The 22,276-nt window shown below is 40.6% G+C and carries 22 protein-coding genes and 2 tRNA genes; 13 read left to right on the forward strand and 11 right to left on the reverse strand.

Going from position 1 to position 22,276, the window contains the following annotated elements; all coding sequences use genetic code 11:
* Positions 1–32: 32 nt before the first annotated feature.
* Positions 33–449, forward strand: coding sequence for a cysteine desulfuration protein SufE (gene sufE / locus EAE93_RS07895; RefSeq protein ID WP_036805400.1), 417 nt, complete (start codon positions 33–35; stop codon positions 447–449).
* 115 nt (positions 450–564) lie between these two features.
* On the forward strand, positions 565–1,635 hold the full coding sequence (locus EAE93_RS07900; protein WP_214039452.1) for a L,D-transpeptidase family protein: 1,071 nt from the start codon (positions 565–567) through the stop codon (positions 1,633–1,635).
* A 109-nt stretch (positions 1,636–1,744) separates the two neighbouring features.
* On the opposite strand, the gene EAE93_RS07905 is transcribed toward EAE93_RS07900, so the two are convergent.
* Complete coding sequence (locus EAE93_RS07905; RefSeq protein ID WP_036805405.1) at positions 1,745–1,981, reverse strand: major outer membrane lipoprotein; 237 nt, start codon at positions 1,979–1,981, stop codon at positions 1,745–1,747.
* A 440-nt stretch (positions 1,982–2,421) separates the two neighbouring features.
* Here EAE93_RS07905 and EAE93_RS07910 point away from each other — a divergent pair, with 440 nt between their 5' ends.
* Positions 2,422–3,273 carry an enoyl-CoA hydratase-related protein gene (locus tag EAE93_RS07910; protein WP_214039453.1) on the forward strand — a complete coding sequence of 284 codons (852 nt, stop codon included), beginning with the start codon at positions 2,422–2,424 and terminating at the stop codon, positions 3,271–3,273.
* A gap of 1,178 nt (positions 3,274–4,451) precedes the next feature.
* On the opposite strand, the gene pykF is transcribed toward EAE93_RS07910, so the two are convergent.
* The 4 genes from pykF to EAE93_RS07930 form a co-directional block, all read right to left on the reverse strand.
* The gene (gene pykF / locus EAE93_RS07915) at positions 4,452–5,861 is read right to left on the reverse strand and encodes a pyruvate kinase PykF (RefSeq protein WP_214039454.1); all 1,410 of its coding nucleotides are present in this window, start codon (positions 5,859–5,861) and stop codon (positions 4,452–4,454) included.
* Between the two features lie 460 nt (positions 5,862–6,321).
* Positions 6,322–6,398: transfer RNA gene (locus EAE93_RS07920), tRNA-Val, on the reverse strand.
* A gap of 59 nt (positions 6,399–6,457) precedes the next feature.
* Positions 6,458–6,534: transfer RNA gene (locus EAE93_RS07925), tRNA-Val, on the reverse strand.
* A 170-nt stretch (positions 6,535–6,704) separates the two neighbouring features.
* The gene (locus tag EAE93_RS07930) at positions 6,705–8,078 is read right to left on the reverse strand and encodes an MATE family efflux transporter (RefSeq protein WP_036805411.1); all 1,374 of its coding nucleotides are present in this window, start codon (positions 8,076–8,078) and stop codon (positions 6,705–6,707) included.
* 224 nt (positions 8,079–8,302) lie between these two features.
* Here EAE93_RS07930 and EAE93_RS07935 point away from each other — a divergent pair, with 224 nt between their 5' ends.
* From EAE93_RS07935 to EAE93_RS07950, 4 genes are all read left to right on the forward strand, one after another.
* Positions 8,303–8,959, forward strand: a complete 657-nt coding sequence (locus EAE93_RS07935) for a riboflavin synthase subunit alpha (RefSeq protein ID WP_110091281.1) — start codon at positions 8,303–8,305, stop codon at positions 8,957–8,959.
* A gap of 424 nt (positions 8,960–9,383) precedes the next feature.
* A complete protein-coding gene (locus tag EAE93_RS07940) occupies positions 9,384–10,142 on the forward strand; it encodes a leucyl aminopeptidase (protein WP_250150932.1) in 759 nt (252 codons plus the stop codon).
* Positions 10,143–10,202: 60 nt separating this feature from the next.
* Positions 10,203–10,631, forward strand: coding sequence for an IS200/IS605 family transposase (gene tnpA / locus EAE93_RS07945; protein WP_040154654.1), 429 nt, complete (start codon positions 10,203–10,205; stop codon positions 10,629–10,631).
* A 141-nt stretch (positions 10,632–10,772) separates the two neighbouring features.
* On the forward strand, positions 10,773–10,949 hold the full coding sequence (locus EAE93_RS07950) for a hypothetical protein (protein ID WP_250150933.1): 177 nt from the start codon (positions 10,773–10,775) through the stop codon (positions 10,947–10,949).
* 186 nt (positions 10,950–11,135) lie between these two features.
* Here the strand turns inward: EAE93_RS07950 and cfa are convergent, their stop codons facing one another.
* Both cfa and punC read right to left on the reverse strand, forming a co-directional pair.
* Complete coding sequence (cfa, locus tag EAE93_RS07955; protein ID WP_214039455.1) at positions 11,136–12,287, reverse strand: cyclopropane fatty acyl phospholipid synthase; 1,152 nt, start codon at positions 12,285–12,287, stop codon at positions 11,136–11,138.
* Positions 12,288–12,584: 297 nt separating this feature from the next.
* Positions 12,585–13,781, reverse strand: coding sequence for a purine nucleoside transporter PunC (punC, locus tag EAE93_RS07960; protein ID WP_250150934.1), 1,197 nt, complete (start codon positions 13,779–13,781; stop codon positions 12,585–12,587).
* 147 nt (positions 13,782–13,928) lie between these two features.
* Between punC and punR the strand changes: the two genes are divergently transcribed.
* A complete protein-coding gene (gene punR / locus EAE93_RS07965) occupies positions 13,929–14,837 on the forward strand; it encodes a DNA-binding transcriptional activator PunR (protein ID WP_110086981.1) in 909 nt (302 codons plus the stop codon).
* Positions 14,838–14,843: 6 nt separating this feature from the next.
* Here punR and purR read toward each other — a convergent pair whose 3' ends face one another.
* On the reverse strand, positions 14,844–15,869 hold the full coding sequence (purR, locus tag EAE93_RS07970; protein WP_036805429.1) for an HTH-type transcriptional repressor PurR: 1,026 nt from the start codon (positions 15,867–15,869) through the stop codon (positions 14,844–14,846).
* Positions 15,870–16,562: 693 nt separating this feature from the next.
* Between purR and EAE93_RS07975 the strand changes: the two genes are divergently transcribed.
* Entirely contained in the window at positions 16,563–16,910 is a 348-nt protein-coding gene (locus EAE93_RS07975; RefSeq protein WP_036805431.1) for a Grx4 family monothiol glutaredoxin, read from the forward strand.
* A 113-nt stretch (positions 16,911–17,023) separates the two neighbouring features.
* Here EAE93_RS07975 and rnt read toward each other — a convergent pair whose 3' ends face one another.
* The gene (gene rnt / locus EAE93_RS07980; RefSeq protein WP_214039457.1) at positions 17,024–17,680 is read right to left on the reverse strand and encodes a ribonuclease T; all 657 of its coding nucleotides are present in this window, start codon (positions 17,678–17,680) and stop codon (positions 17,024–17,026) included.
* The gene (gloA, locus tag EAE93_RS07985) at positions 17,680–18,093 is read right to left on the reverse strand and encodes a lactoylglutathione lyase (RefSeq protein ID WP_214039458.1); all 414 of its coding nucleotides are present in this window, start codon (positions 18,091–18,093) and stop codon (positions 17,680–17,682) included. Before gloA ends, rnt begins: the two co-directional genes overlap by 1 nt.
* A 172-nt stretch (positions 18,094–18,265) precedes the next feature.
* Here gloA and EAE93_RS07990 point away from each other — a divergent pair, with 172 nt between their 5' ends.
* On the forward strand, positions 18,266–18,505 hold the full coding sequence (locus EAE93_RS07990; RefSeq protein WP_214039459.1) for a DUF1289 domain-containing protein: 240 nt from the start codon (positions 18,266–18,268) through the stop codon (positions 18,503–18,505).
* A gap of 559 nt (positions 18,506–19,064) precedes the next feature.
* Positions 19,065–19,496, forward strand: coding sequence for a transcriptional regulator SlyA (gene slyA / locus EAE93_RS07995; RefSeq protein WP_036805437.1), 432 nt, complete (start codon positions 19,065–19,067; stop codon positions 19,494–19,496).
* Between the two features lie 86 nt (positions 19,497–19,582).
* On the opposite strand, the gene EAE93_RS08000 is transcribed toward slyA, so the two are convergent.
* Positions 19,583–20,053: an outer membrane lipoprotein gene (locus EAE93_RS08000; RefSeq protein WP_214039460.1), complete on the reverse strand. Its 471-nt coding sequence runs from the start codon at positions 20,051–20,053 to the stop codon at positions 19,583–19,585.
* 347 nt (positions 20,054–20,400) lie between these two features.
* On the opposite strand from EAE93_RS08000, the gene anmK reads away from it, so the two are divergent.
* On the forward strand, positions 20,401–21,513 hold the full coding sequence (gene anmK / locus EAE93_RS08005; protein WP_036806540.1) for an anhydro-N-acetylmuramic acid kinase: 1,113 nt from the start codon (positions 20,401–20,403) through the stop codon (positions 21,511–21,513).
* Positions 21,514–21,562: 49 nt separating this feature from the next.
* Positions 21,563–22,216, forward strand: coding sequence for a pyridoxamine 5'-phosphate oxidase (pdxH, locus tag EAE93_RS08010; RefSeq protein ID WP_105398752.1), 654 nt, complete (start codon positions 21,563–21,565; stop codon positions 22,214–22,216).
* Positions 22,217–22,276 lie beyond the last annotated feature (60 nt).

A 22,276-nucleotide genomic window follows, 5' to 3' on the forward strand; every position in this document is an offset into this window, starting at 1 on the left:
GGTATAGATCAAAAGAGTGTAAGGAAAAAGTCATGGCAAGTTTGCCCGACACAAATAAGTTGTTACGTAATTTTTCCCGTTGTCAGAACTGGGAAGAAAGATATCTCTATATGATTGAATTGGGGGCGAGGTTGCCTCCTCTTACTGACGAACAACGCCAACCTGAGAATTTAATCGCAGGTTGCCAGAGTCAGGTGTGGATACTGCTGAGAACGAATCACCAAAACAAAGTGGAATTTATTGGCGACAGTGATGCCGCTATTGTTAAAGGATTGGTTGCGATTGTCTTTATCCTGTTTCAGGATAAAACGCCCCAGGAGATTTTGGCTTTGGAGGTGACTGAATATTTTGGAAAATTGTCTTTGGAGCAACATTTGACACCCTCACGCACGCAGGGGCTGCATGCGATGATATGCGCCATCCGAAATAGGGCAAGTAAAATGGTTTAAATACTAGTCTTACGAGTTTCTTTCACTACTGATAACATATACGGCCGATAAGGCTTCAACCTTTTACACTTAAATTTATTCGATAACCATTCAGAAGTCATTCCAGGAAGCAAGCATGAAACGAGTTTTAACGTTTATTGGCATGTTATTGTTAAGTGGATTAGCTAACACCGTTAGCGCCACAGAATATACTTTGCCAGCGGCCAATAGCCGTTTAATTGGCGAAAATACGACATTGGTTGTACCCGATGATGGGCGTTCTTTGGAAGCCATTGCTGCCGAATATGAAATTGGTTTATTGGCAATGCTGGAAGCTAACCCTGGTACCGATCCTTATTTGCCTACTCCGGGTTCTGAACTGATTATTCCGTCACAAATGCTGTTGCCTGATACACCGAGGCAGGGGATTGTGATTAACCTTGCAGAACTTAGACTTTACTACTTCCCTAAAGGAAAAAATAAAGTCATCGTTTATCCGATTGGTATTGGGCAACTTGGTCGTAATACGCCAGTGATGACAACATCTGTCAGCCAGTTAATTAAAGATCCAACTTGGACGCCGACTAAGAATATCCGTAAACATTATGCTGAACAGGGGATTACCTTACCTGCGGTTGTTCCTGCTGGTCCTGAAAACCCAATGGGCTTATTTGCGTTGCGCTTAGCTGCCGGGCGCGGAGAATACTTGATCCACGGCACGAATGCTGATTTTGGTATCGGCATGCGGGTGAGTTCCGGTTGTATCCGTTTACGTCCTGATGATATTGAAACGTTATTCAACACTGTGCCCCGTGGAACGCGAGTACAAATTATCAATGAAGCGGTTAAGTATTCTGTAGAACCAAATGGTGAGCGTTATATTGAAGTACACCAGCCGTTGTCTAAGAAAGAGAATGATGATCCACAGACATTACCTATTGTCCGATCAGTCGATTTGAACAAGTTCATTGATAATAGCAAAACGGATAAAAACATTGTTGAACAAGCGATAGTACGCCGTTCTGGTATGCCGGTATTGGTAAGTCAAGGCATAGAACTTGAAACACAACAGGAGTTGCAGGAAGAGAATATCGTGCGGGTAGAGGATGATGTTAAAGGTGCTGAACAAGCGGTGAATAAAGATATATCTGAATCGTTTAAATTACCACCGTTATATCAGCCTGGGCCAATCTATCGGGAAAATTAATATTTTATTGCGGACAGGGAAGTCAGCAAATATTTATCTAACAGAATCCGATGATAAAAAACGGCGCACAGATAGACTGTGCGCCATTTTTGTACATAATTACAAAAAATTACTTTTTGTAGGAACGAACTTGATTATCCAGACGCTGATTCGCACGAGCTGCATCGTCTTTAGCGGCTTGAATGTCAGTACGTACTGCGTTCACGTCATTGCTCAGTTGATCAACTTTTGCATTCAGAGTCTGAATATCAGAAGTCAGTTGGTCAACCTTAGCAGTGCTTGAACAACCAGCCAACAGAGTAGAAGCCAGAACTACTGCACCCAGTACAATTTTAGTACGATTCATTATAATACCCTCTAGATTTAAGTTAATCTCCAAGTAGCCATGTAAGTATTACACAAAGTTTTTTAGAAAGAGAATAAATTTTTATCATGAAAACCAATTATTTCAATTTTTCTCTTTAACGAGTGGATAATTTTTATCTGAATGTAAAAAAACAAAACCGTTGAGTAACATTTTAATCAAAAAAAGCCTATTCCATGAGGGAATGATATTCTTCGAAATAATTTTAGTTAAAAATTCTTATAAATAAAAAATACAACATCCAGATCATCTTGCATCTATTGAACCATCAGGACATCTCTTTAAGGAAGCCATTTTTTATACATAAATTTAGGGTTTTTCTTAAAACAAATTTGTTAACTGAATCTTACTGTAGATGAACAACTTGACAATGTTCAGGTTGAATCCTAGGCTCAAATGCAAACTGGTAAGAGGAGTTTGTTATGTTAACTGATCAATCTAACGAATATTTTGACATCAACATTGACAACGGAGTCGCTCATTTACAACTCAGTCGTCCCGAAAAGGCAAATAGTTTGGCGCTTGGGTTCTGGAAAAGGTTTCCTGAGGCAATAGAGCAACTTAGTCGTTCAGGTGAGGTTCGGGCAATGGTGATCTCAGCACAAGGAAACACATTTTGTGGTGGGCTTGATCTGCAAATTTTTGCTTCTAGCAAAGAGGCTAATACGGCTAATCCTAATGAGCGGGAATCGATGCAGTTCAGCTTATTACAAATGCAGGAGGCGATAAGCGTATTGGAGCGTGCGCGATTCCCTGTTATTGCCGCGGTGCAAGGCACCTGTCTTGGCGCGGGTTTTGACTTAATTGCCGCATGCGATTTTTGTTTTGCTGCTGAACATGCGAAGTTTCGTATAGAAGAAACCAATATCGGTATGATGGCTGACTTAGGTATTCTTCAACGTTTGCAACATTTGATCCCTGGGGGTATGGCCCGCTATTTTGCCCTTACTGGAGATACACTGAGTGCGGCTCAGGCTCATGATTTGGGGCTGGTGGTAAAAGTGTTCCCTTCTACAGAGACATTAATCGAAGGTGCTCTCGCAACTGCCCGACGCATTGCTGATCGGCCTCCTGTTGCCATTAACGGGATTAAACGAGCTATGCTTTACAGCCGTGATCATGGTGTTTATGAATCGCTGCAACAAATAGCACTTTTGCAAGCTTCGATTTTTAGTCGTCAAGATATTCTGTGCTCGATTCAGGCGAAAGCGGCCGGAACAAAAAGTGAGTTCCAGAATTTAAGTGAAGTCGGTAAAGCTTTCGATGAACCATGATTAAGGAAAAGATATTAATGACATACAAAGTGAGTTCTCCGCAAATGATGTAGTGCTGGAAAATGTCATCATTGTCGAGGTTTACGCCATTTTCTGACCATGAGAAAACAGAGAATGGCATTATTATCAATCAGCATATAAGTGGATGGAATAATTTTATCCATATAATGAATATATTAAATGATTTTATTTTCTGTTAATAAATAACTTATAGCCAGATTGTAAATTTTCATAAAAACCAAAATAAATATATTACAATAATATTCCTATTATTATTTAATTTTGATTTATTATTCATGTTGTTATTTATCATTAATAATATTTTAGGTGTTGATAAAATATTATTATTGTTAGATCTTATTTGACATTCGTGATTAATGATTGGATTGTAGAAATAGTAGTTAATGAGGAATTTTTAATAACTTTAGATTAGAGATTATATACCCTATGGATTTCAAGTTGCATCGCGGCGGCAAGGGAGTGAATCCCCGGGAGCATAGAGAACTATGTGACTGGGGTGAGCGAGTGCAGCCAACAAAGAGGCAGCTTGAAAGATGACGGGTATAGTATTAAAAGCGATATTTTTCAGGAGTGAGTTAATCTATTGTCATGTTCATCAACTGAGCTTTTTGCATGTCATTACATGAACGCCAATGAAACTGGCTGGTAATCTGTACTTGCCGTTAGCCAGATGGCGCGGGAAGCAAGGTAGAGATAATATTAATAAGAAAAAGATATTAAATGAAGGAAATAATAAAGGTAGAAGTAAATAACAAAGATACATTATTATATTTTAAAGTTATTAATATAATCATAGGATTTTCTCTGTGTAAATTATTTTTTGATTAAGTAGATAATCTTATTATTTTATGTGTGTTAATAATTCTCATTGTTTTTAAAATACATATGTATTATGGCTGATTATTAAATCTATTCTATTTTAAAGGGATAATTTAAAAACCAAAATTGAAAATGGAGGTTTTAAATATTTGGCTAATGGTAAATAAGAAAAATAAGATTATTTTATCACTCATTTAAATAAGGTCGAAATAAATCCGTGAGCATAACTATCGGGAAAATAATTTGGTATTGCATCAGTTGATGGAGAAAATTAGATATTTAATGTTCTGAAATACCGCTATATTTGCGGTATCTCAGAAATAAAACAACTTATTAAATTAAAGTACGTGAACAGACGAGGTGTTGGTTGTACCGCTTGGAACCAAGGCGCCGGATACCATAACCACGATTTCACCTTTCTCCGCCAGGCCACTTGCTAGTGCTGCTTCTTTACCAATGCGGTAGAAATCGTCGGTAGAGGCGATCTCTTTAACAATTTGGGTAGAAACGCCCTTAACAAGCAGTAATTGGCGGGCAGTCACTTCATTAGTGGTCAATGCCAGAATAGGAGCGCCAGGGAAGTACTTACGAATGGATTTGGCAGATTTACCGCCATAGGTTGCGACCACAATCAGAGGGGCTTCCAGCTTTTCTGCTGTTTCAACGGCGCCACGACATACCGCTTCGGTTACGCGCAGGTTACGGCAATTGACGGCTTCAATACGGCTTGGCATTACGCGGTCTGTACGTTCACAAATCGTTGCCATGATAGTCACCGCTTCTATTGGATATTTACCTTTTGCACTTTCACCGGAAAGCATAACCGCATCAGTACCATCCAGAATGGCGTTAGCGACGTCACCGGCTTCCGCACGGGTAGGGCGCGGGTTTTTAATCATGGAGTCGAGCATTTGAGTTGCAGTGATAACAACTTTGCGAGCAATATTACATTTTTGAATCATCATCTTCTGAGCGAAGATCACTTCTTCTACCGGGATTTCAACGCCTAGATCACCACGGGCAACCATGATCCCGTCAGAAGCTTCCAGAATTTCATCAAAATTGTTCAGACCTTCCTGATTTTCAATTTTAGAGATGATTTGAATATTTTCACCACCGTGTGCTTTCAGATGTTCACGGATTTCCAGAACATCAGAGCGTTTGCGGATAAAAGAAGCGGCGACGAAATCAACACCTTGTTGGCAACCAAAGATCAAATCTTGTTTATCTTTTTCAGCCAGAGCAGGCAGGCTAATAGAAATACCCGGCAGATTAACACCTTTATTTTCACCGAGGTCACCGTTATTCAAAACTTGGCAAATGACTTCTGATTTAGTGACTTCTTTGACTGTCATGCCGATCAAACCGTCATCGACTAGCACGGTATTACCGGGAGCCAGATCCGCAGGGAAACCACTGTAAGTGACAGCTACACGGTCTTTATTACCGATAACGGAAGTGTCAGTGGTAAAAGTGAAAGTCTGACCAGCGGTTAGAGTGACATCATTACCGCCTTCCAGCTTCATGGTGCGAATTTCTGGACCTTTGGTATCCAGCAAAATAGCGGCTTGTTTGCCTGTCTTAGCCATAACTGAACGGATATTTTGAATACGCTGACCGTGCTCCTCATAGTCTCCATGTGAAAAGTTAAGGCGCATAACATTCATGCCGGCATTCAACAGTTCGGTCAGTTTTTCTTCGGATTCTGTTTTTGGCCCGATAGTACAAACAATTTTGGTTTTTTTCATGACAATCTATCTACAGGTTTTAATTGGATAAAATAGTGAAACCGCCAACTTTATGGCTTGCGCAGATACCATATAGTGTTGAATGTTGCGCAACATCATTAAGGACAGGTGGCGGGGAAGACATGCGGTGCTTTTTGTGCAAGGTTAGGCACATGTAATTATGTGAGTTTATACATACGATTAATCTATAACTTTTCAGTGTTCGGCAAACTAATGAGCTGAAACCATTCAACTGTAAATTGCGCCGTATTATAGAGACTTATTTCTGTGAAATGAATCGAAAAATGATTATGTGAATTAATTATAACGATAAACTGGAAAAATGACGCAGATCTTAACAAAGAGGAGTTATGACTCATTGCGGAAACTGCTTGTAAACAGCTAACAGTGTATTTTGACGCAGCAAGCAGATTGAGTACAACCAAGAGATAATAAAAGCAAGAAAAGAGATTTGTAGACTTGGTGCGTCCGAGTGGACTCGAACCACCGACCCCCACCATGTCAAGGTGGTGCTCTAACCAACTGAGCTACGGACGCACTAATAAGATTATGTTATCAACCAAACAATATTAACCAAACAATATTAACCAAATAATTGGTGCGTCCGAGTGGACTCGAACCACCGACCCCCACCATGTCAAGGTGGTGCTCTAACCAACTGAGCTACGGACGCAATCTAAATTGCATTGGTGACAACGGGGACGAATATTAGCGGCGAGTTAGCCTTCTGGCAAGGGAATAATACAAATTATTGTTTAACTGTTCGTATTTGCATCTACATACAGTGAATTTGTCGCTTATTCCACCAATTAAGTATTCGTCCCCGGCTTTATAGAAAATAAATCAGCGAGTTGAGCGTTGTAAAACTATCTCATCTGGCTGTTTTTGTATCCACAAAATGCGGGTAAATACCATCACTGCTGATGCAGTCAGGCCAATAATAAAGCCAATCCAGAACCCTTGTGGCCCCATAGCGGGTACGAAATAGTCAGTTAATCCCAGAATGTAACCGCTTGGCAGCCCCAAAATCCAGTAAGCGATAAAAGTGATATAAAAGATAGAACGCGTATCTTTATATCCACGTAAAACACCAGCCCCTACAACCTGTACGGCATCAGATAATTGATAAAGCGCGGCAAATAACATCAGATGCGATGCCATGATGATAACTTCAGGATTGTCGTTATACATCAAAGCGATCGGCTCTCGCAGAATAATAGAAAAAGTTGCGGTTAAACAAGCAAATACCAAACCAACCATAATTCCGGTATAGGCTGATATCCGGGCATTATCGGTAGACTTTTGTCCTAAATTGTAGCTCACGCGGATAGTGGTTGCTGCGGCTAAAGATATTGGGAACATAAACATTAATGAGCCGAAATTTTGTGCAATTTGATGCCCTGCAACAGCAGTAATGCCTAAAGGAGAGATCAGCAATGCCACTATGGCAAATAGGGTAATTTCAAAAAACATCGCCATCGCAATAGGAAAACCGAGAGCTGAAATACGTTTCAGAATATGCCAATCTGGTGCGGCAAAACGATGTTTAGGGCGGATATCCTTTTGTGATGACGAATGTCTCACATACCAACGCATGAGTAGGAACATGGCCCAGTAAACGCTGGCGGTTGCAACGCCGCAACCAACGCCACCCAAAGCGGGCGCGCCGAATTTACCGTAAATGAGTATGTAGTTAATTGGAATATTGATCAGCAATCCTAAAAAACTAATCACCATGCCTGGTTTGGTTTTCGATAAACCTTCACATTGATTACGCAGCACATGATAAAACAGGAAGCCTGGCGCACCCCACATGATTGCGTGGATAAATCCAACTGCTTTCTCGGCTAAAAGTGGATCTATATTATGTTGCCTGTCAATCAGGAACTTGCTGTTGTATAAAATAGCGATAATGATAATGGAGAGGAAAATCGATAACCAAAATCCTTGTTGAGTTTGGTTAGCAATGAGATTCCTGCGTCCAGAGCCATTCATTTGCGCAATAATGGGTGTTAAAGCTAATAGTAAGCCGTAACCAAATAAAATAACTGGCAGCCAGATAGAGGTACCAACGGCAACCGCGGACATATCGGTTGCACTAACGCTACCCGCCATAACGGTGTCCACAACTCCCATTGCAGTTTGTGAAAATTGGGCAATAATGACGGGGATCCCCAGAGCGAGCAAACTACGCGCTTCTTTTAAATATTTCTGCACGCATCACACCTTATTTTAAAAGTAGAAAATATTAAGAAAAACGCCTGTATATAAGAAACGATTTTCGAAAAATCAACCGTTTACTAACCGGGGTATTGTATCTATTTGATACTATATTACAACAATCATGCTGAGTTTATATTCAAATGTTTAGGTGGTATTTATCAATGACAACTTGATATAAACTAATTAATAATTATACACAGTCATTAAGAGGTTCTTCTATGTTTACGGGCATCGTTCAGGGAAAGGCACCCTTGGTTGCTATTGATGAAAAGAGCAATTTTCGGACTCATGTTGTTAAATTCCCGGCTGAATTATTGCCAGGTATTGAAACTGGAGCGTCGGTTGCCAATAACGGTTGTTGTCTGACGGTAACTAAAATAGAAGGCGATGAGATTAGTTTCGACTTAATGAAAGAGACTCTACGTCTGACTAATCTTGGTGATTTGCAGATAGGGGATTATGTGAATTTGGAGCGGGCGGCTAAATTTGGGGATGAAATTGGTGGACATTTGATGTCCGGTCATATCATCACGGTTGCTGAGATAGTTAAAATTTTCACTTCAGAAAATAACCATCAAATGTGGTTCCGTATCCATGATAAGCAATTAATGAAATATATCCTACATAAAGGGTTTATCGGCATTGATGGAATTAGCCTGACAATTGGTGATGTGGTTAATAATCGTTTTTGCGTTCACCTTATTCCTGAAACATTGGAACGTACAACATTAGGTAAGAAACGTCTTGGTCAGAGAGTGAATATTGAGATTGACTCACAGACTCAAGCGATTGTTGATACTGTGGAGCGCGTTCTTGCCCAGAGAGAGCGGGAACAGGCCGTCTCTCAGCAGCCAGAGACATTGATGGAAGAATGATCAATAAATGAGGAGCGACAGGATGAGCCTGCTTGTCGCTTTTAAACAGAATTAACTGCGTTAATTAAGGGAGCATTGAACCAGCGATGCTCCTTTTTGTGATTTATGTAGCAGTGTTTTGTATATTGTGTTAACTAATATAATTAACATTGTTATTATTGTGTTAATGCTCTTTCTCGTAAAGCGCAGACTAATCCCCACGATGATATTTTTAGAGGCTACTTTATGGAAAACCCGATTGAGTTAGATGAATGGCTTGAAGAACCTACACACGATGATGCTGTTGAAATGATGAATGCGCAAGCTGTTGTACCTTTTGGTACGGCACTTTGGCCTTAACAGTTGTTTATAATTAAGATTCTTTATAATAAATAGATAAGTAAGGGGAGTCTCCCCTTACTTAAAAATAAACAGGATTGTCCTCATGGATAAAAGTCTTGAGAATATGTATCGTTGTTTATCACATCATCCTGCGATTTCGGATAAAGTAAGAAATGATGAATGTATAAAGATATTTATCGGATCTGATACTGAACATGGCGATATTGCGCAGAAGATGCATGTGTATAAAAAGCATTTCGATGTGAAATCTGATTTCGCTTTGTTAGAAAAAACGCCGCCAGACGATGTAAAACAAAAAATAGCCGATTGTGATTTGTTTATTTTTCTTTACGCATCATCAACATTAAAGAATGCATCTCCACAAGGGCCAGAATATCTAACCAAAATAAGAAGCTTTATTACTGAATCATGGAAGAAATCTGTACTGTTTAAAGATTATGGTCCGCATTTTATTGAAGCATTCAGTGAGCTACCAGCATCAATAACAGAAAGGAATCAAAAACTTATTGGATTATCAAGTCGATCACAGAAGATTCAATATACAGATAATAAAGGGAACTCGATTGTAGGTTATTTAGAAAAGGACCATAAATGGACTTCCATTGATGGCAACGGAAATATTGATGTTATTCCTGGGGAAATAGCAAGTCATATAAAGAACCTTAACGGCAGTATCAGCTTTAGTGGTACCTTTTTGAGCACTGCGCCCTTTGCCATAAAGTATGGGGTTGTCAATGATATGATGACTATAAATATAAAAGAGGGTGAAATTATTGGGTTTGATTGTGGGAATGATGAATTTAGTAGAGATTTTAATTTATTCTTCCATATGAAAGGTTAAAACCACCGACTTTAGTCGGTCAGCTTTAGCTGAGATACTGTGTTGCATGGGAGGTGCAACATGGATTACAGATACGGTAGTCACACAGTATTTCAGATTGAATACCATTTTGTGTGGGTAACGAAATACAGGCACAAAGTGCTGATAGGTGAAGTAGCAATACGGGTGCGCGAATTAGTTCGTCAGACATGTGAAGCATTTGAAATCAGGATATTAAAAGGGGTCGTGAGCAAAGATCATGTTCACATACTGGTGAGTAGTCCCCCGACATTATCTCCCTCAGAAATCATGAGGAGACTGAAGGGAAGGACAGCGAGTAAGTTGTTTGAAGAGTTTTCGCATCTAAAGAAACGCTACTGGGGTCAGCATTTTTGGGGCAGAGGCTATTTTTGTGCGACGGTGGGTCAGTTAACGGAAGAGATGATAAAGGCTTATCTGGAGCATCATTTTGAACCAAACCCGGATGATAACTTCAGGATGGACAATTGACGCATCGTTCAGCCGATGCGTATCCGGACTTTCAGTCCGTTAATCACTAACCCACCGACTTTAGTCGGTGGTTGTTGAGATCTAAATCATAATCATGGAAATAGAATTGTTGAAGAGTTTGGTATTGGTACTAACACCGGTGTGAAAGCGCTTTATGGCAGAAATGCCGGTTTTGAAGAGCGGCATCCTGGCTTACATCTTGGTTTAGGTGGTGGTGTAAAAGGGAGTCATCATTTAGATTTGATATTTTCTGGTGGAAAAATAGCATTTGATCAAACCGTTTTCTTTGATAATGGTTATGTGGATGATTTCCGTTAGTGAGAAATATACCCGTCATCTTTCAAGTTGCCTCTTTGTTGGCTGCACTCGCTCACCCCGGTCACATAGTTTGCTATGCTCCCGGGGATTCACTCCCTTGCCGTCGCGATGCATCTTGAAATCCATAGGGTATAGATATATTGCATTGAATAAAAGCTACAGTGGAAACCTGTAGCTTTTGGTTAACTATCGGGCTACCCGTAACCCGCCTTCAATGCCTTTTAGACTGAATATGACTTGCCATAATTGAATATCGCGAGCACGAAATGCACCGGCACAGGCATTCAGATAATAGCTAAACATGCGTTTAAACGTTGGACTATAATTATCTTGTATTTCAGGCCAACTGGAGATAAATCTTTCATACCAGGCCATCAATGTTCGATCATAATCTGCGCCAAAGTTATGCCAATCTTCCATAACAAAACAGTGTTTGCTGGTGCGAGCTATTTGCTCAATCGAAGGCAAACAGCCATTAGGAAAAATATATTTGCTGATCCACGGGTCAGCACTGGCTTTGGCTTTGTTGGAACCAATAGTATGTAGCAGGAATAGGCCATCAGGCTTCAAGTTTCTTTGAACAACGTCGAAGTAAGTTGCATAATTTTTAGGTCCAACGTGTTCAAACATACCGACAGAAACAATTCTGTCGAACTGTTCATGTAAATCCCGATAGTCTTTCAGAATGATCTTTACATCCAGATTTGTACATTGATTCTGTGCATATTTTTGTTGTTCGGCTGAAACTGTTATGCCTGTGACGGAAACGCCATAATTCTTAGCAGCATAAGCTGATAGTCCACCCCAACCACATCCAATATCAAGCAGGGTCATACCTGGAGAAAGTTCCAATTTCTCGCAGATGAGTTTCAACTTATCAAGTTGAGCCTGTTCCAGTGTTTTAGCTTGTTTCCAGTAACCGCAGGAATATTGCATATAAGGGTCAAGCATATGGGTAAAAAGATCGTTTCCTAAATCATAATGCTGATGACCGACAATCCATGACCGTTTTGGCGTTTGCAGATTACGTAAGCGGGTTATTGCGATTCTCATTGTGTCTTTGAGATTATTGGGCATTTTATTTTCTAATCCAGCGCGTAAAACGCGATAAAAGAAAATATCTAACCGCTCACAATCCCACCAGCCATCCATATAACTTTCACCTAATCCTATCGAACCTTGTTGTAAAACTCTTTTATAGAAATTAGGATTTTTTATCTGGATATCATAAGGATTGTGACCATTAATTTGAATACCTGCTTCTTCTAGCATCTCATTGGCAATTCTCTGCCAAGAGTTAATGGCTGTTTTCGGGTTTTCAATACAGGATGAACTCATATACTCTCCAACGTTAGGGTGATGGAATATTGAGGAGCTCGTTTTAGCTAACAAAGCAGGATGCGAAGACGCAAAATGCAAAAAATAACAAAGAATTAAAGTAAAAAATCTTAAAGATGACTAATCCATGAGTTTAATAGGGGCAATCATTGCTCCTGAAAACCTCAAGTTCCAGGTTATTTGTAATAAAGATCTTGATTGAGTATAAAAGTGTAAAATTGTTTTATCAATTAATAAATAAAGGCAGCAATTAATTGGTAATTGGCAGCCTTTATTGAGATAACAATTTGATTAATATCAAGAATTTTGTTCAATTGTTTGAACGCGGCGATCAGCGTTTTTTTTCCGCTGTATAAAATATCCTAATGTCATTGGAATAACGGTAGAAACCATGACTGTGGCTGTGGATATCAGTGGATTGCTGATAAATGCTGATACAACCAGACTGGCAATAAAACAGAGTCCTAATTGAAGCGTGTTTTGTAATGCAGTAGCTTTTCCACTGTCTTGTGGATAAGCGGATAAAGCGTTTGCTACTGCAATTGGATATGACGCGCCATTCATTGCAGCCATAAAGCAAAAAGGGATCAGAATAGTGAATAGCGTTGGCTCGCTAAATTTTGCAATCAAATAGAGCGCAATCATGCTGACAGCATAGCCAATTAACAGATAAGGAAAAATAGTCTCACTTTTTATTTTGGCTAAAATACTGCGGCATCCATAACCTCCAACGATAAAGGCCAACGTTTGAGGGATATAACTCAGACCGATGTCATCGGGGGTATATCCCATTTCACCGAGAATTGAAGGGGAGCCGGTTAACCAGGCAAAAAAGCCGGCGCTGCACGATGCGAATATCAGAACGTTGCCATTAAACAGTGGTGATTTTAATAGCGTAAGGAAAGAGACATTATTTGTTTGCACTTGAGTTTCACGGTTTTTGCGATTTTCTTGCAAAAATAGAGTAAAAAACAACAGCATTAATGTAATGGTCAATAAGACTAGGAAAATTATACGCCAGCCGCCATGTTGCAACAACCAGGCTCCCATTAAAGGCGCCAGGGCAGGGGAGAGTGCAACCAATGGCATAATCGTGGCGAAAACACGTTTGGTACGGTGGGAATCGTAACGATCAATAACTAATGCTTGCCATGAGACGGCGGCTGAACAAACACCGATGGCTTGGATAAAACGTAAAGCTAAAAGTTGGGTGGAATCTGTTATCCAAATCATTCCCAGACAGCCAATAGAAAACAGGGACAGACCGGTGATAATAATCGGTTTTCTGCCAAAGCGATCTGAAAGAGGCCCCCACAAAAGTTGCGCAAAGGCGAAACCTGCAAGAAAGATGCTTAGGCTGGCACTAATTGCGTTTGCTGATGTCCCTAATTCTTGTTGCATAGCACCGAATGCTGGCAGATACATATCAATAGCCAGATAGCCTAGCATACTCAAGCCTGCAAGGTAGAACATGAACTGACTTGAGTTTTTCATTTGATTACTCTCTTTGAATGTCATGATTGAAATAGTTTGCAGTGATAGGTAGATAACAATATTGACACATATTCTATACGTCGTGATTTTTACTTGTGAAATGGTAATATTTGCATAGTGCTGTGAAAAAAATTGAAAGGTAAAATTATGTGGTCGGAATATTCACTTGAAGTCGTGGATGCGGTTGCTAGAACAGGCAGTTTTAGTGCCGCGGCATCGGAGCTTCACCGTGTCCCTTCTGCGATCAGTTATACCGTAAGACAATTGGAAGAGTGGCTGGCCGTTTCGTTGTTTGAGCGTCATCATCGGGATGTAGAATTAACTGAGGCAGGCGCTATTTTTATCAAAGAAGCTCGCTCTGTTATCAAAAAAATGATTGATACTCGTCACCAGTGTCAACAAGTTGCAAACGGCTGGAGGGGGCAATTTAATATTGCTATTGATCGCGTTGTCAAACCAGAACGTAGTCGTCAGCTTATTCTTGATTTTTACCACCATTTTCCTGATATAGAACTTTTTATTCATCAGGAAGTGTTTAATGGTGTGTGGGATGCGCTGGTGGATAGTCGAGTTGATGTTGCCATTGGGGCAACCCGGGTAGCTCCAGCCGGGGAAAGATATAGTTTCCGAGATATGGGGTTTATGCCCTGGCTATGTGTGGTTAGCGCAGGCCATGAGTTAACTCAGTTGCCGGGGCCGCTAGCTGATGACCAAATGCGGCCTTATCCAAGTTTGTGCCTTGAAGATACATCCCGTAATTTGCCGAAGCGTGACACCTGGAATCTGGATAACCAGCGCAGGCTGGTAGTTCCTGATTGGGAGTCTGGTCTGTCTTGTTTAAACGAAGGGTTATGTGTAGGAATGGTGCCTAAGCATAGGGCAATGCCGCTTATTCGGCAGAAGAAATTAGCCGTGCTGGAATTGGAACAGCCTTTACCAGACAGTCCATGTTGTTTGGCATGGGTACAAAACAGCCATTCTCCAGCATTAAGTTGGTTGCTTGACTACCTTGGAGATAGTGAAACTCTTAATGCTGAATGGCTTCAAGATGAATAAAGCGGGTTAACGGCGGTAGTCGATAAATGGACCATCGACGACAGAGCGTCGTTCAACCAAGCGTGGATGTACTTCAATAGTTTGTGCATCTTCACGTTTGTTGATGATCCTATCCAATAACATAGAAAACGCCATTTGTCCCAGTCGTTCTTTTGGCTGATGAATGGTGGTCAATGCCGGAGAGAAATAACGAGCGTTGCGTATATTGTCATAACCGATGATAGAAATATCCTGCGGGACGCGTAATCCTGATTCATCAGCAGCGCAAATAGCCCCCATAGCCATAACATCTCCGCCGCAGAAAACCGCAGTCGGACGCTGTTTTTGATGCAGAATTTGATGCATGGCTTTATAGCCCGATTCTGGCTCAAAATCCCCCTGAATAATCCATTCTTCTCTGATCGGAATATTGGCTTCTTTTAACGCCTTCAAGAATCCTTGATGGCGACCACCGCCGGTATTTCGTGCCAGAGGGCCGGGGATCGCGCCAATATCACGATGGCCACGCTCGATAAGATAACGACCAGCTAGATAACCTCCGTGGAATGCGTTATCAATAATCGTATCAGTGAAGTCGCTTCTGGCTTGACCCCAATCCATGACGACCATTGGAATATTGCGATAATCTTCCAGCATTCCCAGCAACTGTTCCGGGTATTCTGAACACATAATCAGCAGTCCATCCACACGTTTTTGTGCCAGCATGGCGAGATAGGCTTTCTGTTTATCAATGTTATTGTGTGAGTTACATAAAATCAGCGTATAGCCTTTGCTATAACAACTGTTTTCAACAGCCTCAATGACTTCAGCAAAATAGGGGGCTTCACTAGACGTTGCAAGTAATCCGATCGATTTTGTGTGGTTAACTTTCAGACTGCGAGCGACGGCGCTGGGTGAATAATTCAGTGTCTTAATAGCAGCCCAAACGGCAGCTTTAGTATCTTCAGCGACGAAGCGGGTTTTATTAATAACATGGGATACGGTAGTGGTTGAGACACCAGCGTGTTTGGCCACATCTTTGATCGTTGCCATGAGGTGAAAGACTCCTGACCTTTTGGTCTAAATTTAAAACGCTTTGTTAATCATTTGCCAGCCCTTTTACGCAAGGGCTGGTAATAAGTTAGCGATAAATCTTGGATTTTGTCTGATCTGGCTCAAAAGTGAAAGCAATAATCAGTGTTATAAAATGAATGGTAATCGCTATTTATGCTTTTCCTTATGTAAGGGCAATTAACCATCTCGATAGACTGGTTTTTGTCGTTATAAACTTTTTATTCTGAGGAGGCTTTATGAATACCGATTTGAAACTTGGTTTATTTACTGCTGTTAGCACGTTGGTGATGATTGCCATTTTTGCCGCTCTTTGCTTGATCTTTGCCTGATTTGAGCTAATGAGATGGATTAAAAATGGGACTTTACGTTGAAAAGAAATTGGGCAGATAGCCTCAGTGGTTTATCTGCCCTTTGCCTTTGGGGGTTAAAACAGAGAGTAATGAATTAATCTGATGGTTGTTAAGCCCACCCCAGAACCAAAAGCTTTCACTGCTGTGCCGGTAAATTTCTGGTCATCCTGGCAAACTTCTACGATAAATAACAGTGAAAATGATGTCATCTGCATCAGGATAAGAAAAGATCAGGATACATCTTAGTGAGAGAAAATGGTATTCTCCGTAATATTGTGACGATGTTGGTTATCAACATAGTGTTGGTTTAAAGGAAATAAAAATGATGACTATTGAGAAGATTGAGCGCCAAATTAAAGAAAACCCAATTTTATTGTATATGAAGGGTTCTCCTAAATTGCCAAGTTGTGGATTTTCTGCGCAGGCTGTTCAGGCTTTATCTGCATGTGGTGAACGTTTTGCTTACGTAGATATTTTGCAAAATCCAGATATTCGTGCAGAATTGCCAAAATATGCTAATTGGCCAACCTTTCCTCAACTTTGGGTAGAAGGTGAGTTGATAGGTGGATGCGATATTATCATTGAAATGTATCAGCGTGGTGAGTTACAAACATTAATCAAAGAAACTGCTGATAAATATCGTCCCGAAGACGAAGACGCGACAGAGTAATTTTTTAATTACTTGCAGACAGGTTATTATACTATCTCCCCATATATTGATATATGGGGGGGTATTATTGCTTAAATTTAGATTTGGTTATATTAATCTAGCCGTTCAACTATTTATCCGTTTTTTTCTTCTGTTGTGGTCGTTAATGGCCAGCCACCAAGTTGTTTCCAACGGTTAACCATTTCACAGAATAATTCAGCGGTACGATCAGTATCATATAAAGCGCTGTGAGCTTGATGATTGTCGAATGGAATACCGGCGGTGATGCAGGCTTTTGCTAAGATTGTTTGTCCTAATACCAGACCACCTAAAGCAGCGGTGTCAAAAGTTGCAAACGGATGGAACGGATTTCGCTTTAGTCCGGTGCGTTCCGCGGCAGCCATAACAAAGCTATGATCGAAGCTAGCATTGTGAGCAACGATAATTGCCCGATTACAATGATTATTTTTTATCCCTTTACGAACCATTTTAAAAATAGCGTGTAGAGCTTCATATTCGCTCACTGCTCCACGTAGCGGATTTAATGGATCAATGCCGGTGAACTCCAGGGCTGCTGGTTCAAGATTGGCTCCTTCAAATGGCTCAATATGGAAGTGAAGCGATTCGCTAGGCGTTAGCCAACCTTCACCATCCATCTCCAGTGTAACGGCGGCAATTTCAAGTAATGCGTCTGTTTTGGCATTAAAGCCGCCAGTTTCAACATCAATAACAACAGGGTAATAACCTCGAAAACGTCCACTAAGGACGTTTGGCTCTTTTTTATCAGACATCAGATCGAGTTACCCAGAGCGTTGCTGGCATTTTTATTTTCAATCAGTTCAATTTTGTAACCATCTGGATCTTCAACGAAAGCAATAACGGTTGTTCCGCCTTTTACAGGGCCTGCTTCACGGGTAATGTTGCCACCGGCTTGGCGAATAGATTCGCAAGTGGCTGCGACATCATCAACACCTAATGCAATGTGACCAAAAGCATTCCCCATTTCGTAATGGTTAACTCCCCAATTATAGGTTAACTCGATTACGGCTCCTTCGCTCTCATCAGCGTAGCCAACGAAGGCGAGCGAGTATTTATATTCGATGTTTTCACTGGTGCGTAGCAGGCGCATGCCTAACACTTCAGTGTAAAAATTAACGGAGCGTTGTAGATCACCAACACGGATCATGGTATGGAGTAAACGCATAATTACCTCTAATTTAATGGTTTTACCAATATTTTTGTGCGGTAGGTCGCACAAAAACCACTAACTATAACGTGTCTTACGGTTACAGTTCAATTTTCCCATAATTATAATTTATTCTTATCTAGGTTTATAATTAAATATAGTATGTGAATTGTATAGGAAACGGGATGTGATGGCTGAGCAACTGGAGTTTTTTGCTATTCCCAGTCCTTGTCGAGGAATTTGTCAGGCTAATGAGCGAGGTTTTTGTCTGGGGTGTTATCGCAGCCGGGAAGAAAGATTTAATTGGATGAAAATGTCTGATGGGCAAAAGCGTGAAGTATTGCGACTGTGCCGACAAAGATATTTACGTGCATTGAGAGCACAAAATCAGACAGATGAAGAACCACCTGAGCAGTCATCACTATTTTAATTATAAATTTTTGAAGTTATTAAAGTTAACAATTCAATGATTTACTTATATAGGGTTATATTTTTGGCGAAGTTATAAATGTTCTACTATAATCTTAAGTATTTTGTTTGTTATTTTTTTATTTTTTACTTAACGAAAAGACTAAGTGAGCTTATTTGGGATTTTTTATAACTTTATGTTTTAAATGGAATTTTAAGCCTAATTGTGTGATAAATGTAAAATAAAAACAACATTAATGTAAAAATAGATAGCTTAGCATTTAGATGACAGCTATTCTTATAGTACTTTGAATAAAGTATTGAATGATATTTATTGGTTTCTGTTTGCTTGTATTCATAGTTCTGATAGTTTTTATGGTAAAAATATTGTATGTTAATTGTTTTGTTCTGAGTTTAAATTAAGTTTAGTTGTTCTTGGTTATAGTTACCTGAATTAGTTAGTTGCTAAGAATTTACTGTGATTATACAGAAGTTATATATACTTTTTTAAGGCTAGTTAGCCTGATTTAGAAAAATTTGGCTGTTATGTTTAGTAGGCTAGTTTATTTAAGGAGGGACAATTGGAATCTACATTGGGATCAGATCTGGCACGGTTAGTTCGTATTTGGCGTGCTTTAATTGACTACCGTTTAAAGCCGTTAGAATTAACTCAGACTCATTGGGTAACGTTGTACAATATTAGCCGGTTACCTCAGGAGCAATCTCAGATACAGTTGGCGAAAGCTATCGGTATCGAGCAACCATCTTTGGTCAGGACATTAGATCAGCTTGAGGAAAAAAAACTTATCACTCGGCATACTTGTGCCAATGATCGTCGTGCAAAGAGAATCAAGCTAACTGAAGATTCTGCATCGGTTATTAGGGAGTTGGATGGTGTTATTGAATCCACAAGAAATGAGATTCTGGAGGGTATTTCACGCGAGGAACTTGCTTTTCTTTCCACTTTAGTGCAGAAGTTAGAGCAAAATATTATCCAATTACAGAGTAGATAGTAATTACGATAGCCATGAAATGCTAACCGGATGAAAGAAGACCGCGACTTACCAAAATGAAGTCACGGTTTTCTTATTTCTATATCTTATTGTCGAGGTGAAACAGTAATATTACTGCCTTGGCCTGCGATTCTTACTCGTTGACCTTTATGGAAAACAGTTTTACCTTGCTTTTGAACAACAATGATACTTTCACCGCTGTCACGACGAATTTCGAGTTCCACACCTTTAGTTGTGTTAAGAGCCCCCTGAACGTTTTGGCCTGCAACACCACCGGCAATCGCACCAGCGGCAGTCGCCAATGTATTGCCACTACCGCCGCCAATAGTATTACCAACCAAGCCTCCTAGAACTGCGCCGCCAATTGCGCCTAATACATTCTCATCGCTACCCGCCTGAATATTGATAGGACGAACAGAAACAATTGTACCGTAAGAGACAGTCTGGACCTGCTTAGCTTGTCCAGCGGTATAGGTATCACCAGAAAGAGAATCGGTGTTGACACAGCCTGATAATGAAGCAACGGCAACCGCGCTAACTAAAAAGTGCTTAAACATAGTAACTCCTAATTTCGATGCCTGACTGCGGAAATCTGATAGCTTACTGGGCAATCAGGCTAACAACCGGCATTGGCAATAAGTAATAAAAAGTTTATCCAAATAGAATGCCAGTACATTAGCAATCTAGTGCTAAACATATATTAAACGTCAATAGAGATTTTTAAAAGAAATAGCTATTAATGAGAAATTCAGCATTTTTTGTGAAGTTGTTTCCAAAACTCAGGTTTTATTCCTTAGTTTGTCTATTAGCCATATACAGCCAAAACCACTGCGCTTTATAGTTATTGGCGTGGTTTCTGATTTTATCAAGACAGATTTTAAGCAGGAAGGCAAATTAAATGGTTATGAAGTCAGGTCGTTATATTGGTGTAATGTCGGGGACAAGTCTGGATGGCGTTGATGTGGTGCTTGCAGCAATCAATGATAAAGTTGTTGCTCAACAAGCCAGTTATTCACATCCATTCCCACACGAATTAAAACAGAAAATTCTTGCAGTCTGCCAAGGGCAGCAAACGACATTATCAGCAATTGGTCGGTTAGATTATGAACTTGGTTCTTTATTCGCTGAAGCAGTGCAAGGCTTACTGATTAAAACAGGGTTAACCACCAGTGACATTATCGCTGTGGGATGTCATGGACAAACCGTTTGGCATGAGCCAGATGGTCACACGCCTTTCACTATGCAGCTTGGCGACAATAACCGTATCGCAGCTTTAACTGGGATGACTGTGGTTGGCGATTTTCGTCGGAGAGATATGGCATATGGCGGGCAAGGAGCGCCATTAGTTCCCGCTTTTCATTTCGCCGTCTTAGGGCATCCGACAGAACGCAGAATAATTCTCAATATCGGTGGTATTGCCAATATAACGACGCTATTACCGGGATCACCGGTCAAAGGTTATGACACAGGTCCGGGTAATATGCTGATGGATAGTTGGGTGTGGCGTCATCAGAAAAAACCTTATGATAAAGATGCGCAATGGGCGCGGGAAGGTACGGTTAATAACCAGCTACTTAGACAAATGCTTTCTGATCACTATTTTTCACGACCAGCGCCTAAAAGCACAGGCCGGGAGTATTTCAATATGAGTTGGCTGGAGGCGCAATTAGCTAACTTTCCTGACATATCTCCAGTTGATGTCCAGGCAACACTGGCCGAGCTGACTGCGGTGTCTGTGTCACAGCAAATCATGTTGAGTGGCGGATGTGAACGTCTGTTGGTTTGTGGCGGCGGCGCACGTAACCCACAGATAATGAGTCGACTTTCTGCATTATTACCGGGAACGGAGGTTTGCCCGACAGATAAATATGGCTTAAGCGGCGATGATATGGAAGCACTGGCATTTGCCTGGTTGGCATTCCGTACGATGTCAGGCGCGTCAGGGAATTTGCCCTCTGTTACCGGTGCGAGTACTGAAACCATTTTAGGGGCAATTTATCCTGTTAATAATCAATAACAATGATAAGCTGTCTGGTATTTAGTGAGTCATAAACAGAGCTACGTTAATGTCAGAACATAATGAATTTGATGTTGCAGAATTACGCCGTGAATATATTCGTGGTGGGTTAAGACGTAAAGATTTAACTAAAGAACCTATCGAACTTTTTGAGCGTTGGCTCAAGCAGGCATGTGAAGCTAAGTTGAGTGATCCAACTGCAATGTGTATAGCAACGGTTGATGAGAATGGTCAACCGTATCAACGTATTGTGTTATTGAAGCATTTTGATACAAATAGTTTGATTTTTTATACAAATTTAGGCAGCCGGAAAGCAAAACATTTGGCGCGCAATAACAAAATCAGCCTCCATTTCCCTTGGCATCCTCTGGAAAGGCAAGTCTCTTTTCTTGGTAAAGCAGAACGTCTTTCTCCTGTTGAAGTGATGAAATATTTCCATAGTCGTCCCAGAGATAGCCAGATTGCCGCATCGGCGTCACAACAATCCTCTCGTATTTCCGCACGCAGTGTTTTGGAAGGGAAGTTCCTTGAGTTAAAACAGAAATTCTTGAATGGCGAGGTGCCTTTGCCTAGCTTTTGGGGAGGATTCAAAGTGACTTTTGATTCTGTTGAATTTTGGCAAGGTGGCGCAAACCGGCTCCATGACCGGTTTATTTATCAACGGGAAGGCGATAGTTGGCATATTGACAGGCTTGCGCCATAAATCGTGGATTATCGTTTTTAATACTAGCACTTATAGTATTGGCGTTTTATGCTATGCCGC

It is taken from the genome of Photorhabdus akhurstii (genome assembly GCF_018448925.1).
In the GTDB taxonomy this organism is placed as follows: domain Bacteria; phylum Pseudomonadota; class Gammaproteobacteria; order Enterobacterales; family Enterobacteriaceae; genus Photorhabdus; species Photorhabdus akhurstii.

Excerpts from the sequence above, each read along its gene's own strand:
- sufE (WP_036805400.1), top strand. The coding sequence starts at position 33 with ATGGCAAGTTTGCCCGACACAAATAAGTTGTTACGTAATTTTTCCCGT.
- EAE93_RS07900 (WP_214039452.1), top strand. The coding sequence starts at position 565 with ATGAAACGAGTTTTAACGTTTATTGGCATGTTATTGTTAAGTGGATTA.
- EAE93_RS07905 (WP_036805405.1), bottom strand. The coding sequence starts at position 1,981 with ATGAATCGTACTAAAATTGTACTGGGTGCAGTAGTTCTGGCTTCTACT.
- EAE93_RS07910 (WP_214039453.1), top strand. The coding sequence starts at position 2,422 with ATGTTAACTGATCAATCTAACGAATATTTTGACATCAACATTGACAAC.
- pykF (WP_214039454.1), bottom strand. The coding sequence starts at position 5,861 with ATGAAAAAAACCAAAATTGTTTGTACTATCGGGCCAAAAACAGAATCC.
- EAE93_RS07935 (WP_110091281.1), top strand. The coding sequence starts at position 8,303 with ATGTTTACGGGCATCGTTCAGGGAAAGGCACCCTTGGTTGCTATTGAT.
- EAE93_RS07940 (WP_250150932.1), top strand. The coding sequence starts at position 9,384 with ATGGATAAAAGTCTTGAGAATATGTATCGTTGTTTATCACATCATCCT.
- tnpA (WP_040154654.1), top strand. The coding sequence starts at position 10,203 with ATGGATTACAGATACGGTAGTCACACAGTATTTCAGATTGAATACCAT.
- cfa (WP_214039455.1), bottom strand. The coding sequence starts at position 12,287 with ATGAGTTCATCCTGTATTGAAAACCCGAAAACAGCCATTAACTCTTGG.
- punC (WP_250150934.1), bottom strand. The coding sequence starts at position 13,781 with ATGAAAAACTCAAGTCAGTTCATGTTCTACCTTGCAGGCTTGAGTATG.
- punR (WP_110086981.1), top strand. The coding sequence starts at position 13,929 with ATGTGGTCGGAATATTCACTTGAAGTCGTGGATGCGGTTGCTAGAACA.
- purR (WP_036805429.1), bottom strand. The coding sequence starts at position 15,869 with ATGGCAACGATCAAAGATGTGGCCAAACACGCTGGTGTCTCAACCACT.
- EAE93_RS07975 (WP_036805431.1), top strand. The coding sequence starts at position 16,563 with ATGATGACTATTGAGAAGATTGAGCGCCAAATTAAAGAAAACCCAATT.
- rnt (WP_214039457.1), bottom strand. The coding sequence starts at position 17,680 with ATGTCTGATAAAAAAGAGCCAAACGTCCTTAGTGGACGTTTTCGAGGT.
- gloA (WP_214039458.1), bottom strand. The coding sequence starts at position 18,093 with ATGCGTTTACTCCATACCATGATCCGTGTTGGTGATCTACAACGCTCC.
- EAE93_RS07990 (WP_214039459.1), top strand. The coding sequence starts at position 18,266 with ATGGCTGAGCAACTGGAGTTTTTTGCTATTCCCAGTCCTTGTCGAGGA.
- EAE93_RS08000 (WP_214039460.1), bottom strand. The coding sequence starts at position 20,053 with ATGTTTAAGCACTTTTTAGTTAGCGCGGTTGCCGTTGCTTCATTATCA.
- anmK (WP_036806540.1), top strand. The coding sequence starts at position 20,401 with ATGAAGTCAGGTCGTTATATTGGTGTAATGTCGGGGACAAGTCTGGAT.
- pdxH (WP_105398752.1), top strand. The coding sequence starts at position 21,563 with ATGTCAGAACATAATGAATTTGATGTTGCAGAATTACGCCGTGAATAT.